This is a genomic window from Nostoc sp. (assembly GCF_036919615.1).
Classification (GTDB): Bacteria; Cyanobacteriota; Cyanobacteriia; order Cyanobacteriales; family Nostocaceae; genus Nostoc.
In genome coordinates, this window is record NZ_JBALCN010000032.1 from 1 (window position 1) to 13,714 (window position 13,714).

The window sequence follows — 13,714 nt, forward strand, 5'->3', positions numbered from 1 at the left end:
CGACCAACTTACATTTGAGCAGGTAATTTCTGTCTCTTCTTATAACTTTATCCTGGAAGCTCTATTCTATGCAGCTTCACATTGAATTGGTATAAGCTATATAATAACCGCGACTACACCCGTAATATTCGTGACGATATTATTAGTGCCAAAATTTATTCAGGGCGAACAATTTTGATTTATGTCTTGTTTAAATACGAAGATGAATACAAATGGGCTGTTTATGAACCTAAGTCAAAAAGCTTGCGGAACATATTACGTAATCAATTACTTGATTTGCTTGAATGTGAGGAACATACTGAGCGTGCCCTTGTTAATGCTGATGAAATTGAAGAACTTAGCTATGCTTGCATAAAAGAGTGGTCTAAACAAAATAATGCTAATTTAGATGATGTTGTCAGAGAATGTGCAATGTATCTCAAACCAGCAGATCAGCCTGATGATGTTGAAAGTTTAGCTAGATACTAGTGCGTTATATCATACTGGCTAGAAGTGCCACGTGCTGTTTAGATCCTCACAAGAGGATCAACTGGATACACCTGAAGCGATCGCTATTCAATTACGGGCTGATAAAAATCTTGATCCAGCGATCGCCAATGCTTTAGCATCCCTAGTCAAAGCAGCGTACCGCGATCTTTCTCAAAGTGATAGCTAATTGAAGCAAGATCCTTAAAGATATGTCATTAATTCAAAGTCTATCGCCTGAATTTAGACAACGCTGTGAGGCGATCGCGACTGAACAACGAAGCTTACTTCAAGTGCGATCGTTTGAGCCGTTACCCGCAGACACTCTAGCAGCCAAGTTAGGGGCAACACTTTTTACACCCGATCAGCTTCCAAATTTAGAGGCAGAGCAAATAGCAGTATTACTTGCTAGCGATGGGTGGTCAGGAGCGATTATAAGCGATCGCCCGCTCTGGATTGTATACAACCCTCGTCATGCACCTGCACGGTATGAATCAAATCTGATGCATGAAATAGCTCATGTGCTGCTAGATCATAAGCCTATTGGCTTTGATCCTGTGACCGGACTACCAAAACGTAAACAAAACAACGAGGATGAAGCAACTTATTTGGGGGGATGCTTTCAAATTCCCAAACGTGGTTTATTATGGGCGACACAACGAAAGATGCTCTTACCTCAGATTGCAGCACATTTTGGCGCTAGTGAAGCGATGGTGAAGTTTCGCAGCAATGTGACTGACGTGTCTGTCAAATAGCTAATACTACGTGAGCAGCCAACGAACAAAATTCCTTTAATGCTTGTTGATGGGGTTTTCTGCTGCGATGCCTGACAGCAAGCCCTTTGGGTGATGCTCGTACTTGCTAACGCTACTGCTACGCATCTGTGCGCTAACAAAGAATCAGAATTTTAAAAGCTGCATTGGTTAACTATCTACTGAAACGCCTTGGTCAATCAATAATTAGTAACTAATAATCTTTAGCTGAAACTGTGGTGATTTCGTCTCTTTTTCTGAAATTAAAAACTGCTCTTGCTGAAAGTAGACAAGAGCAGTTTTTAATAGCAAAGCCCAAAATAAGAATTTAGGCATCTTCAAGTTCAAATTGAGCCACCGTAACGGCGTTAAAAGCAAAAGCCAAAACTAATGGCATCGGCGACTGAAACCAAAAGGTAAAAAGAACAGCTATGATTGTGCCAATTACTGCGGATATCGACCACAATCGTTCTTCAAAAGTCAATCCCTTTTCGGCTTTAATTAATCTCAGAACATGATCTGGAATTGGTTCAGGCATTACCCCACCCGGAGGGAAAGCCCAGAAGTTGTTACGTCGCTCGACAAATAAATCTGTCCAACCATTTTCTTGGCACCATGCCTCAATCCATTGAAGTGAGTAATGATTCATCATCGGCTTTTGGAGTTCGGTTTGTGGAAGTTGTGTACTTGGTGAAGATAAACTCTTAGAGATTCCTGAAGAACTAATTAATTGCTATAAAATTAACGCTAATTATCAAACTTTTAAGCTTTGTTAAGCAGTTGAGACATATATAATTAGGCTCAAACCTTGCTTTCATTAATTAAAAGATTAGCAGTCGATAGGGTTTGTTTACTTTAAAAGACAATAAACTTTACTTGAAAAGTTGAAAATCAAGGATTGTAAACAAGTCAGTGAGTATTGCTACTTAATAAAACTCTTTATATCCTGAAATTAAAATCTAAAAATGAAGTTCTGTGAACAAATCAACGAACGTAGGCATAGTCCATCTTAGACATCGCTTTCTACAGCTAAACCATTTCTTTAAAACTAGGAATTTCAAGTTTTACCTTCATCAACAGAGATCGGTTTTGCTCAAGCTTATTTGGTGTCAAAAACAACTCCTACTTAGTCATTTGTATCAGTATTTAGTAATAACTTTCTTGATATATTGAGTGTCAGGGATAATTTTGCTCAAGGTGAGCAGCGTACGACAGGCTACGCCTATACCCTTTTTGCGTTACAAAATATTAAGCAAGGGAAATACACATTCCCTAAGTCCAGTAGTAAGGCTGCGAGTCTCAATTAGGATAAGCCAGTCTTGCTAATATTCAAATGCGGTAAGCTTAAATGCAGCGATTAGACACCAAATTGGCTCTCGATATGTTTTGGCGGCAAGGGTTGGCGTTTCTTCTAGGAATTATTATATGGTGCGTGGCTGATCCCGCACTGGCAGTAGACTGGACTCATCCACTGTCATTTAGCAATGCAGAGTTGTCAAGACGTGATTTTTCTGGTGATAGTTTGCAAGCTGCGGAGTTTTCTAACGCGAATATGGAACTGGCTAACTTTGCAAATGCTGACTTGCGAGGAGCAGTGATGAGCGCTTCGGTGATGACAAAAGCAAATCTCCACGGAGCAGATTTAACTAATGCAATGGTTGATCAGGTAAACTTGACTAAGGCAGATTTGAGCGATGCAGTTTTTAAAGAAGCTCTTTTGCTCCGCGCCATCTTTAATGATGTGAATATAGACGGTGCAGATTTTACAGATGCAATTTTGGATAGAGCGCAAATCAAAGAACTGTGCCAGAAAGCCAGTGGTGTAAATTCTAAAACAGGCGTGCAAACTCGTGATTCTCTAGGATGTCAATGAAGCATGTTGGTGTAATTGGTGGCGGACAACTTGCCTGGATGATGGCGGATGCAGCACAGAAGCTGGGAGTAGAATTGCTAGTACAAACTCCTAGCGAACACGACTCGGCTGTATCAATAGCCCAGGAAATCGTTTTTGCTCCGGTAGATGATGCCAGTGCTACAGAAATATTAGCTCAAAAATGCGATGTCATCACCTTTGAAAACGAATTTATTAACCTGCAAGCTTTATCTCTTTTAGCACAGCAAGGTGTTTGTTTCCGTCCCAGATTAGAAGCTTTAGCTCCTCTTTTAGATAAATACCATCAACGCTGCTATTTAAGCGATTTGGGATTACCAGTTCCTCAATTTTTCGCTCTTAACGAGGTAGAAAATCTCAAATCAAAAATAGAATATCTGGGTTTTCCAGCAGTCCTCAAATCTCGACGCCACGGTTATGACGGTCAGGGAACTTTCATAATTCCGGATTTTGCTACTTTAGAGCAAAAGCTAAGTTATGAAACTACAACAAAAACTTTAAATCAATCACTTTTCTTGTTAGAAGAATTTGTACCTTTTGAAAGAGAACTAGCAGTAATTGCAGCTCGCTCTGTAGAAGGAGAAATTGTAACTTATCCGGTGGTAGAAACCCAACAAGAAGAACAAGTGTGTCGGCGGGTGATTGCGCCAGCCCAGATTACGCCCAATCAAGTAGCAGAAATCCAAGCGATCGCACATACTTTATTAAATAGCCTAGAAGTAGTGGGAATTTTTGGAATTGAGCTATTTCTCACCGCTGATGGCAAAATCCTGGTAAATGAAATTGCGCCCCGTACTCACAATTCTGGGCATTTTTCTATTGACGCCTGCGAAACTTCGCAGTTTGAGCAGCACCTTCGAACCGTTTGTGGTTTACCTTTGGGAAATCCAGCTTTGCAGTGCGCTGGCGCTGTGATGGTTAATCTACTGGGGTACGAAAATTCTCACAGCGACTACCAAAGCCAGCGTCAACAAGTAGCAGAGATTCCCCAGGCGCACCTTCACTGGTATGGGAAGAGCGAATCACGTCCTGGGCGGAAGTTGGGACATGTCACCGTTTTGCTAAACGATCAAAATAGAGAGTCGGCAACTGCGATCGCCTACACCATAGAATCTATCTGGTATCCCAGGTAAATTTTTCAGAAACTTTCGATTTGAACACACAACATCTTTTTGAAAGCTATAATGAGTGAGTTGCACTACGACGTTGGTGACTGCCATCAAGTTTTTTGATCTATGCCTTTAATGACAAGGGAGTCAACTGTTCTCGTGGCAGTATACCGGGCATGTACCCGGAAACTTTAAACGGGGAATTTAGATTCCCACCTGGATAAACCCAGGTCATAAACTTAGGTAAAACGGCGTCGCGGTGAACTTAAAATTATTAGCTCCCAAAGTCAGTTAGAACTTGGGAGCTTTAATTATTGAAATTAGAAAAACTTATAGCACTGCAACAAGTGCTACTGGAATTGGGAGAAAATACGACTTTTTAGTAAGCCCCCCAAGCTTTCTAGATTGGTTGAGCCAATTTGTAAGCTCTTGGCTTGCATTTTTAGCGGACTCAAGCACACTAGTTTCTAGAGAGGTTGAATTGGTTTTAAGAGCATTTTCTTCCAATAAAGAAATCAAGTGGTAGACTTCTTTAGCTGATGCGCCTGCAAGATTAATAGGCTGGGACAAGTTGCTACTGAAAGCGTAAAACGTTAAGTAAGAATCAGTGCTAGCTGACGCATGATTTTCTATTTCACGAAGCGGATGGGTGGCAAATAAGAGATACTGAGCATCTAGCAAATCAGGAAATTTTTCATGAAACTGACCTGCTTGGATTATCGTGAAGTCTGCTTTACGTTGTCGAGCTAGAGAAAATGCAAGGCTGCCAATTGGATCAGCATTGCGGGGAAGTGGACGATGCTTGATAACTCCATCTTCTCGATCATCTGGATACCAAGGATACAGACCTGCGAGTAAGATATTTTCTTTTTCCCTACCAAACACTTTAAACTCTGGGTCAAATGTAAACTTTCTGCCTTGAATGGTAGCAATCTTAGCCTGAGCAGCTTCCATAGCTGTACCCTCGTTACGGAATACAGGACGGCTCCACTCCTTGGTACTAAATAATATAAGTTCATGTTTTTGAGCAACACCAGGTAATCCTAATTCCATCCATCTTTCAAGCCGTTTCGCTAGTTCTTCGCGGCTAATCACCCATTGTCTTTCAAGTAGTTTCTTAAGATCCCCTAGATTCTTTTCCATATCTTTTTGGGCCTGTTCAGCGCGCTTTAAGATATCGTCAATTAGTGAAAATTCACCTTCTTCAATATTCTGAAAAATTTGTTCCTCTTGCTCTTTAGTCAAAGCGCCCAGAATTTTGAGACACATTCTTTCGTCTTTAATACCAAGTGCAGTGAATCGGTCAACTAAGGCTCGTTCTCTCCTTTCTTCATGTGTCCCTTCAATCACTAGGTAGTAAGCTATAACGTCTGCAATTTGTCCTAATCGAGCAACACGACCGTTTCTTTGCATAAGCACTGCTGGATTTGGACTCAAATCCCAATGAATGACGTGGTTTGCAACTTGAAAATCAAACCCTTCATCTGCGGCTGAAGTTGCAATTAGGACCTTTACAGGGCTATTAACATCACGCAATTTGCTAACAGCAGCCTCTCTTTCGCCAAGACTCATGTCTCCGGTCAACTTTTCACTTTCTCTTGGAAGAGCTTTAATGATAATCTCGCAGGTTTGCAAACTCTCAGTAAAAACTAGAAATTTGGACTCAGGATGCTGTACCAAAATTTTTTTGAGCCAAGTGAGCTTGGCATTCTCTGCCCCAGTTTCATCTTCACTATGAAAATCTGCAAAGTTCAGGAGTTCTAACGCAAGTTCTGTTAGTTCTGTAATCTCTTCATGAGTAGCAACAAAAGTATTATCTTCATCATCCCCTTTACGAAGTTTTTCGTTAAATCTGTAAATATCGACTATTTTATTACCCGGTAATGGTTGTCCTAAACTTTTTGCATCGAATGGAAAATCATCGCTAGGGAAAGAAACTGTAACATGCCCAGATTTATTGCGTTCGTCATAAGCAGCAAGCTTTTGAGAAATTCCTTTAATAAGCTTGCGAAGATTCTCTGTACTTTCAGAAGTATCTTGTCTGTATTCATCTTGAGTTTTCCACTTCTGATGCCTAACACACCAACGGAACAGCCACATTGCGCCAGTAATAGTGCTGCTAGTCAATCTTGTTTCAAGTTGCCGAATTGCAAAACCACCAAAGCTTTCACCATTAACGTTGCAAATCTCTTTGACTTTTTCCCGGATATCTCTAATTAATTGCAAATACTCCTTACTTGCTTGGAGAGGTGAACGTTTAATCGTTAATTTTGGGAATAGGCGTTTATCAGACCAGCTACGGACATCATCTTGTTGCCGCCAAATAACTGCTGTAGACGAATCTTTAGAACCCAAAGCCTGAACGATATCTTGGTCAGTTAAGTTAGGTGAGTATGCATTCTTAATCTCTGAAGTTCCATGTGTGAGAAGACGCAACAGATTGATAAATTGAGGTCTAGAACGAAATGGAGTAGCACTCATAAAGATTACTAGCTTTGGAGAAACAGAATCCTGCCAAAACTTTCCAGTAATCATCTGGTAAGCAGCTTCATAAGCTCTTGTAGTTGCTGTTAGTCCAATACGTTGTGGACTGGTTAGTTCATCTTCACTTGCACAGTGATGTGCTTCGTCAATGATCAAAATTTCAGGGCTAATGCCCATAGGTAACTTCTTCTTCTGTGCTTGTTTTACATAACGTCTCGCAGCATCCATACTGGCGATATGAATTCCGTCAGTACGGTTGCCATATTCAACAAATGATTTCTCAACTTGAATAATACTCTCATTATTTATACCAGGAATAACTGACTGAAGCTTTAGCTTGACATCATCTAAAAGTCCACCTTTTGTCAGGTAAAGACAACGAAGAGGCTTAGAATAACCCTGTGCAACGAGCAAATCTCGTAATACTAAACCCACTTCAATTGTTTTTCCAAGCCCAACCTCATCAGCAATAAGAAGGCGTTGAACTTGTGTTTGATGAGACTTCATGTGCTGTTGTAGTGCCAGCTGGTGAGGGAAAGGATCTTTGTCGCTGGCGCTGATTCGACCTGAAAAGATATTGGCGAGTAGTTCCAGCGCACCAAGTCGCATAGCAGTGTTAGCTTGAAATGCTGGGTTTAAATCTTTTTCCCCAAGCACACCTTTTCCAGGGAAGTATATTTTTGCTTGCTCAATCCGTTGTTCTGCCTTCTCAAGTAAATCTTTAATATCTAGAAAAGTTACAAAGAGTTTTTCCCAATCACGAAAGCTGCTAAATGGAACACCCCGACGCTGTGTTAATTCGTTTGGGTTCGAGGGAGTTGCAATGGTAAAGGCATAGTGAGAGTAAGCGGGTGCGTTTGGGTTACTTGGGTCTGCAAGAACCAGATCCGTATAATGACCGCTTACAGAAGGGATCTCAAACAAATAATAAGGCATAGTTAGCTCCTGAATTCTATAAACTAAATTATGTTATTCTGTACAGGTAGACCTAATTTAGTATACCTGTTCAAAAACGTCAATGATATTACAAAGTCCTTTTGTCCTTGAAGCAGCGAATAGCTTTTCAGAACGCCATTCTGAAAGCATCAGCGTTGTCAGTGATAGACTTAGAACAAAATGGCTAGTCACTGAACGAGGTTGGTATGAACGCAGAGTTCACTCAGATTTTTGAGTTAACCCTCTCAGAAAAATTGCAGCTTGTGGAAGACTTATGGGATAGCATTGCCCAAGTTCCAGAGCAAATTCCTGTGCTTGACTGGCAAAAAGAAGAACTTGCTAAGAGAAAAGCAACCTATTTACAATATCCTGACTCAGGTAGTTCCTGGCAAAAAGTTAAGGAGCGAATTCGTAGTAGACAGTATGGTGTTTAGAAATCTGATTATTCTGCCAGAGGCGGAAGAAGATGTGGCTCAGGCTTTTATCTGGTATGAAGAGCAGGAACTTGGTTTGGATGAAGAATTTCTTCGTTGTGTAGATGCTTGTATTCAGTTCATTCGGTGAAATCCAGAAATGTATTAGGTAGTTCACGAAAGGTATCGAAGGGCTGTAATTCGGCGCTTCCCTTACGTTGTTTTCTATGAGCATTCGGACACTACAATCATTGTCTATGCAGTTTTCCACTCTTCTCAAGATCCAAATAAATGGCGTGGTAGGCTACCATAAAAGCCAATAATCAGTAAACTGAAAAGTTCTGCGATGCCTACGGCGGGCTACGCCTACACTAAAAATAGTAATTTATGATACAGCTTTTTAAGCAATAGGGTTGTAAATTTTCCTACGATCGCTTGTGCTTGATCTTGTCAGTCTCAGAAACATCGGCACAAACCCTTATCATTTTGTCAACTTACAAAAGAGTTAGGTCTACTGAAATTAGCGACACTTACTGATAAAAACAAAATCTGTATAATTTGATTCTAAATTAGATATCGTTCAGAGTTAAAATAACAAAATTGCATTAAATTGTGGTTAAAGCTACAAAAAATTGTTACAACAACTAACTAATACCGTGTTTCCAGCCTCAGTCTTCCGACTAGAGAGTGGTTTAACGTTTATTCATCAAGAAATTCCCACTACCCCTGTAGTTGTGGCGGATGTTTGGGTGCGTGCTGGAGCAAGCCTAGAGCCAGAACCCTGGTTCGGTATGGCGCACTTTTTAGAACATATGATTTTTAAAGGTACGGCGACGCTACCCCCTGGAATGTTCGATTACAAGGTTGAAAACCGGGGTGGCATGAGTAATGCGGCGACAAGCTATGATTATGCTAATTATTCACTTACCACAGCTGCCCCTTATTTAAAAGACACTCTCCCCTACTTGGGAGAACTACTGCTGAATGCGGCAATTCCAGAAGATGAATTTAGCCGCGAACGCGACGTGGTGCTAGAGGAAATTCGCTCTTGTCATGACGATTCCGACTGGATAGGATTCCAAACTCTGATTCAAAGCGTCTATCAGCATCACCCTTACGGACGTTCGGTGCTGGGTACTGAGCAAGAACTTATGCAGCAGTCACCAGAAGCAATGCGTTGTTTTCACCGCACTCACTATCAGCCGGAAAATATGACGGTGGTAATTGCCGGGGGTATAGCCCAGCAACCAGCTTGGGAAATGGTAAATCGTTCATTTGCTGATTTTGCCGAACGCTCGAATTGTCCGCAGTTTGAGAAGGTGACAAAACCAGTAATAACAGGAATTCACCGTCAAGAACTGTCTTTACCACGCATAGAGCAAGCGCGATTGTTGATGGCGTGGCTAGTACCCGGAGTAGAAGAAATCCGCACTAGCTATGGTTTAGATTTGTTGTCGGTGTTATTGGCAGAAGGGCGGACTTCGCGTTTAGTGCGTGATTTGCGAGAAGATTTGCAATTGGTACAGGGAATTTGCAGTAGTTTTTCTTTACAACGGGAATCGAGTTTATTTACAATTACTGCCTGGTTAGAACCAGAAAATCTGGAGGAAGTTGAGTCCTTAATTTGCGCTCATTTAGATGATTTGCAAACTAGAGGAATTAGTGAACAGGAACTTGCCCGCGCCCGCAGGCTGCTGTGTAATGAGTATGCGTTTTCTACCGAAACGCCAAATCAACTGACGGGGCTTTATGGATATTACAATACCATTGCCCAAGCTAAATTAGCTGTGACATATCCCCAGCAGATTCAGTCTTTTGATGCCCAAGAATTGCAAAATTTAGCTAAACAGTATCTCTCGCCGCAGAATTATGCGGTTACTGTACTTAAACCGTCTTAGTCATTTGCAATTAGCAAAAGACAATTGACGCTGCCAATTTTGAATTTTGGATTAAATAAGGGATTTCCAAGAAATAAATTACGAACCACAGAGACGCAGAGAACACAGAGAGAGGAGAAATAGAGAGGATTTTTGGGTCAGTTTTGGGATATTTTTTTATTTGGAAGTCCCTAAAAAATCTGAAACATTGGTTTAAATTGCCTGAATAGACCCGTGGAAACAAATAAAATGATTTCATTATTTTGTTTCAAAGCAAGCAAAATTCTTTGTGGGGCAATCTAAAATTTAAAATCCAAAATCTAAAATTAAATGACAAAGGACAAATGACAAATGACAACCTTGCTGCAAAAATCGCCTATCCATCGCACCACATTGAACAATGGCATTGTCGTGCTGGTGGCAGAAAACCCGGCTGCGGACATTATTGCGGCGCGAATCTTTGTACGTGCTGGTAGTTGTCATGAAAACCGGGAGCAAGCAGGGTTGGCACATTTGCTCTCAGCAGTGATGACAAAGGGATGCGATGGTCTTTCTAGTTTGGAAATTGCCGAAATTGTCGAGTCTGTAGGGGCGAGTTTGAGTGCAGATGCCAGTACTGATTATTTTTTGCTATCTCTCAAAACGGTAACATCTGATTTTGCGGAAATTTTAACATTGGCAGGGCGGATTTTGCGATCGCCTACTTTTCCCGAAACTCAAGTGGAACTAGAACGGCGTCTAGCACTCCAAGATATTCGTTCCCAAAAAGAGCAACCGTTCACCGTCGCCTTTGAACAAATGCGACAGGTAATGTACCAAAATCATCCCTACGCTATGTCAGTGCTGGGAGATGAAACTACCATGAGCCGCCTAACTCGTGAGGATTTAGTGGAGTATCACCAAATTTATTTCCGTCCAGATAATGTAGTAATTAGTATTGCTGGTAGAGTCACATCTACAGATGCAGTGGCGTTGGTGGAAGAAGTTTTTGGTGATTGGCAAGCGCCAGCCCAAGCACTGCCAATACTGAATTTATCTGAGATTAAAGTGGAACCGCAGGTAAGACTGAAGCCAGTACAGACACAACAATCAATCGTGATGCTTGGTTATTTGGGAACATCGGTGAGTTCTGTTGACTACGCCCCACTCAAGTTGCTGTCTACCTACTTGGGAAATGGGCTTTCTAGTCGCCTATTTGTGGAATTGCGGGAAAAGCGAGGTTTAGCTTACGAAGTATCTGCTTTTTACTCCACAAGGCTATTTCCAGCATCGTTTGTGGTTTACATGGGTACAGCACCAGAGAACACCAGCATTGCCTTAGAGGGACTGCGTACAGAAGTAGATTTATTGTGTACCGACGAAGTATCCGAAAGTGCATTCCAGGCTGCTAAAAACAAGATCCTGGGGCAGTACGCCTTGGGTAAACAAACGAACGGGCAAATTGCTCAAATATACGGCTGGTATGAAATTTTGGGCTTAGGAATTGATTTTGACACAAAGTTCCAAAAATTGATTGCGGCTGTAAGTACCAAGGATGCGATCGCTTCAGCTTGTAAGTATTTAAAATCACCTTACTTGTCTTTAGTTGGTCAAGAAGAAGCAATTAATCAAGCGATGTCTACGACGGGCGGAGCCTACGCGTAGGCTTATTCTAATTCCCTGCTTTTTGAGAAAGGTTAGGGGGAGCAATTCTGAACCCAAGGATATTGGATTAATGGCACTAATAAAAGCTCTAAGCTATGCATAAATAAGCACTACAGCTTTTAAAGCTATTGAATAGTGTCGGGATGGGGCAGGCGATTGTCCTTGATGCAGTGGTATGATCACTACAAACTTCAACACCCTTTGCGATCGCGATTGGATTACCCGTTTGATTTAAAACTGACCAAATTGAATTGAGTCTTAACTGAAGATTACTGAGAATCCTTACCTCTGACTGATACCCATATCAACTTCTTCATACGATTGTGTTTGCTGTGCGAGTCTGTCTGTGTACTCATTCATTACCCCACTCACGCAATACCATTAAAGCTGGTTCAAAGCGACGACCAAATTCGGTTAAAGAGTATTCTACTTTGGGGGGAACCTGAGGATAAACTTTACGATTAACTACTCCAGCAGCTTCTAGTTCGCGCAACTATAGAGTCAGCATCCGTTGAGTACAACCTTTTTCAAGGCGCTGAAGTTCATTAAGCACACGCCGAGCTTGAAACGAGCTTGAAACGAGAAAGACAATCGGCAAGTTAGTTCTTTCTGGAATAAACAACTAGATAACTGTGGGCAACGGCAACTCACCCAGCGATACATTCAATGAAAGCTAATGAGTAGGTAGGCATAATTAAACCCACATTCTGCACCTTCAATGTACTTCTAAAAAAGAGGAATAAAATTAGCGATCGCGCTATTGGATACTGGTTGGAATGTCAGGCTCGTTAACTGTAAACCCTTAATGTGGTTGGCTTTTGGGTGTAGGAGAGGAGTTCAGCACACTCAAGAATAAGATTTTAAATCAACAAACGAGTGAGTCAGTGCGGGAAAAGCTTCTTCCCTACACCTCCACCACCATGCAACCCAGTCCTAGCAAGGGTTTCACGGGAATCTTAGTACCATTCGATATTGGATTATATGCGTAGGCGTAGCCCATCGTTCGCGTAGCGTCTCGCAGAGAAGATATCGTAAGCAGCAGCTGTTTTTTAGACCAAGCGGCTGTACCATTAGCATGAGAATATTCTGGGAGTAAATTCCATGCAAGACAGCCTGACAGCAAGTATTTTGAGTTACTTAAAATTACTAGACCCAACTGTAAATCGCTGTAGAATGGAAAAACGGCAAAAGGGTTGGTGGCCAAAGAGGTCTAAATCTTTATCAGCCATTGAAATACTCTTGTTCTCCACTACGCCTCTCTTGATTGCCTCAACGGCTGTAGTATCAATAGCCGCACCACAAAAAATTGCCCAAGTAAATCCTGGAGATAGCATCAACCGCCCTACCCTGAAAGTTGGTAGCCAAGGCGAACGCGTGTCTGAACTTCAGGCAGCTCTAAAACTTTTGGGTTTTTACTCTGGTGCGGTAGATGGTACATATAGTGAGAATACGGCCAGTGCTGTTGCCCGGTTTAAACAAGCAGCTGGCTTGAATCCAGATGGCATTGTTGATGCCAGCACTTGGCAACGACTTTTTCCAAAAGAACCGATAGTAGCATCAACCGTCCCTTCATCCCAGCCAAGATTTAACTCAGCTACGAATTTTCCTGTACCAACCCAGGCTAGCAACCTCACTAACGTTGCAAATCCTAACCCCAACCCCCCAAGACAAGCTGTAAGACAAGTTGTGACCAGCCCTAAGCCAAGAGCTGCTACCCCAAAAAAAGCTGTAACACAAGTTGCGACCAGCCCTGAACCAAAACCTGCTACCCCAAGAAAAGCTACAACTTCAAGTACACAGAAAACACCGAATCGTACTAGATCAATTACTCAAAGTCAGTCAATCACAACTACTAAGCAAACTCCTGGTATTCAATACACCTCAGAAGGATTGCCAATTTTGCGTATAGGGTTACGTGGTTCTGAAGTCGTTAAATTGCAAGAACAACTGAAAAAGCTTGGTTTCTTGAAAGGCGATGCCGATGGAGATTTTGGCGTGACAACCGAGACAGCTGTGAAAGCTGCACAAAAGCGTTATGGTTTAGAAGCTGACGGCGTAGTTGGTGGTTCTACCTGGGAGGTTCTTTTGCGGCGTTAGCAGTACTAAGGAGCATAGCCAGCGACTCCCTCACCGCAGAAGCGTC

The 13,714-nt window shown here is 41.8% G+C and carries 14 protein-coding genes, 1 other RNA gene and 1 pseudogene; 12 read left to right on the plus strand and 4 right to left on the minus strand.

The features are described from left to right. Positions 1–81: 81 nt before the first annotated feature. From V7K48_RS10400 to V7K48_RS10410, 3 genes are read left to right on the plus strand one after another with little or no spacing between them, the layout of a single operon-like run. Entirely contained in the window at positions 82–468 is a 387-nt protein-coding gene (locus tag V7K48_RS10400) for a hypothetical protein (protein ID WP_335072088.1), read from the plus strand. Positions 469–499: 31 nt separating this feature from the next. Continuing rightward, positions 500–655: a hypothetical protein gene (locus V7K48_RS10405; protein WP_335072090.1), complete on the plus strand. Its 156-nt coding sequence runs from the start codon at positions 500–502 to the stop codon at positions 653–655. 22 nt (positions 656–677) lie between these two features. After that, positions 678–1,220, plus strand: coding sequence for an ImmA/IrrE family metallo-endopeptidase (locus V7K48_RS10410; RefSeq protein WP_335072092.1), 543 nt, complete (start codon positions 678–680; stop codon positions 1,218–1,220). Positions 1,221–1,545: 325 nt separating this feature from the next. Here the strand turns inward: V7K48_RS10410 and V7K48_RS10415 are convergent, their stop codons facing one another. Next, entirely contained in the window at positions 1,546–1,869 is a 324-nt protein-coding gene (locus V7K48_RS10415) for a hypothetical protein (protein ID WP_334974993.1), read from the minus strand. A 729-nt stretch (positions 1,870–2,598) separates the two neighbouring features. Here V7K48_RS10415 and V7K48_RS10420 point away from each other — a divergent pair. From V7K48_RS10420 to ssrS, 3 genes are all read left to right on the plus strand, one after another. Further along, complete coding sequence (locus tag V7K48_RS10420; RefSeq protein WP_335072167.1) at positions 2,599–3,090, plus strand: pentapeptide repeat-containing protein; 492 nt, start codon at positions 2,599–2,601, stop codon at positions 3,088–3,090. Beyond that, entirely contained in the window at positions 3,087–4,241 is a 1,155-nt protein-coding gene (locus V7K48_RS10425; RefSeq protein WP_335072169.1) for a 5-(carboxyamino)imidazole ribonucleotide synthase, read from the plus strand. The genes V7K48_RS10420 and V7K48_RS10425 overlap by 4 nt, the downstream gene beginning before the upstream one ends. Before the next feature lie 59 nt (positions 4,242–4,300). After that, a non-coding RNA gene (gene ssrS, locus V7K48_RS10430) (6S RNA) lies at positions 4,301–4,484 on the plus strand. 63 nt (positions 4,485–4,547) lie between these two features. On the opposite strand, the gene V7K48_RS10435 is transcribed toward ssrS, so the two are convergent. Then, positions 4,548–7,637, minus strand: coding sequence for a DEAD/DEAH box helicase (locus tag V7K48_RS10435; protein ID WP_335072094.1), 3,090 nt, complete (start codon positions 7,635–7,637; stop codon positions 4,548–4,550). Positions 7,638–7,843: 206 nt separating this feature from the next. On the opposite strand from V7K48_RS10435, the gene V7K48_RS10440 reads away from it, so the two are divergent. The 5 genes and pseudogenes from V7K48_RS10440 to V7K48_RS10460 all read left to right on the plus strand — a co-directional run bounded on the left by V7K48_RS10440 (position 7,844) and on the right by V7K48_RS10460 (position 11,571). After that, entirely contained in the window at positions 7,844–8,071 is a 228-nt protein-coding gene (locus V7K48_RS10440; RefSeq protein ID WP_335072096.1) for an addiction module protein, read from the plus strand. Continuing rightward, positions 8,061–8,201: a hypothetical protein gene (locus V7K48_RS10445; protein ID WP_335072098.1), complete on the plus strand. Its 141-nt coding sequence runs from the start codon at positions 8,061–8,063 to the stop codon at positions 8,199–8,201. Before V7K48_RS10440 ends, V7K48_RS10445 begins: the two co-directional genes overlap by 11 nt. Positions 8,202–8,240: 39 nt before the next feature. Next, a pseudogene (locus V7K48_RS10450) lies at positions 8,241–8,363 on the plus strand (type II toxin-antitoxin system RelE/ParE family toxin); the annotation flags it as partial. A gap of 343 nt (positions 8,364–8,706) precedes the next feature. After that, positions 8,707–9,948 carry a M16 family metallopeptidase gene (locus V7K48_RS10455; protein ID WP_335072171.1) on the plus strand — a complete coding sequence of 414 codons (1,242 nt, stop codon included), beginning with the start codon at positions 8,707–8,709 and terminating at the stop codon, positions 9,946–9,948. A gap of 330 nt (positions 9,949–10,278) precedes the next feature. After that, positions 10,279–11,571 (plus strand): M16 family metallopeptidase, encoded by a 1,293-nt coding sequence (locus tag V7K48_RS10460; RefSeq protein ID WP_335072100.1) that lies wholly within the window; start codon positions 10,279–10,281, stop codon positions 11,569–11,571. Positions 11,572–11,923: 352 nt separating this feature from the next. Here V7K48_RS10460 and V7K48_RS10465 read toward each other — a convergent pair whose 3' ends face one another. Together V7K48_RS10465 and V7K48_RS10470 are read right to left on the minus strand one after the other, a co-directional pair. Next, positions 11,924–12,064 carry a winged helix-turn-helix transcriptional regulator gene (locus V7K48_RS10465; RefSeq protein ID WP_335072102.1) on the minus strand — a complete coding sequence of 47 codons (141 nt, stop codon included), beginning with the start codon at positions 12,062–12,064 and terminating at the stop codon, positions 11,924–11,926. 411 nt (positions 12,065–12,475) lie between these two features. Then, positions 12,476–12,775, minus strand: a complete 300-nt coding sequence (locus tag V7K48_RS10470) for a hypothetical protein (RefSeq protein WP_335072104.1) — start codon at positions 12,773–12,775, stop codon at positions 12,476–12,478. Here V7K48_RS10470 and V7K48_RS10475 point away from each other — a divergent pair. Then, on the plus strand, positions 12,673–13,668 hold the full coding sequence (locus tag V7K48_RS10475) for a peptidoglycan-binding domain-containing protein (RefSeq protein ID WP_442949427.1): 996 nt from the start codon (positions 12,673–12,675) through the stop codon (positions 13,666–13,668). The two genes, V7K48_RS10470 and V7K48_RS10475, sit on opposite strands and share 103 nt — an antisense overlap. The last annotated feature ends 46 nt before the right edge of the window (positions 13,669–13,714 follow it).

What these genes read in the sequence shown, in the direction of transcription:
- V7K48_RS10410 (WP_335072092.1), top strand. Translation starts at nt 678, where the DNA reads ATGTCATTAATTCAAAGTCTATCGCCTGAATTTAGACAACGCTGTGAG.
- V7K48_RS10415 (WP_334974993.1), bottom strand. Translation starts at nt 1,869, where the DNA reads ATGATGAATCATTACTCACTTCAATGGATTGAGGCATGGTGCCAAGAA.
- V7K48_RS10420 (WP_335072167.1), top strand. Translation starts at nt 2,599, where the DNA reads ATGTTTTGGCGGCAAGGGTTGGCGTTTCTTCTAGGAATTATTATATGG.
- V7K48_RS10425 (WP_335072169.1), top strand. Translation starts at nt 3,087, where the DNA reads ATGAAGCATGTTGGTGTAATTGGTGGCGGACAACTTGCCTGGATGATG.
- V7K48_RS10435 (WP_335072094.1), bottom strand. Translation starts at nt 7,637, where the DNA reads ATGCCTTATTATTTGTTTGAGATCCCTTCTGTAAGCGGTCATTATACG.
- V7K48_RS10440 (WP_335072096.1), top strand. Translation starts at nt 7,844, where the DNA reads ATGAACGCAGAGTTCACTCAGATTTTTGAGTTAACCCTCTCAGAAAAA.
- V7K48_RS10445 (WP_335072098.1), top strand. Translation starts at nt 8,061, where the DNA reads ATGGTGTTTAGAAATCTGATTATTCTGCCAGAGGCGGAAGAAGATGTG.
- V7K48_RS10460 (WP_335072100.1), top strand. Translation starts at nt 10,279, where the DNA reads ATGACAACCTTGCTGCAAAAATCGCCTATCCATCGCACCACATTGAAC.
- V7K48_RS10475 (WP_442949427.1), top strand. Translation starts at nt 12,673, where the DNA reads ATGCAAGACAGCCTGACAGCAAGTATTTTGAGTTACTTAAAATTACTA.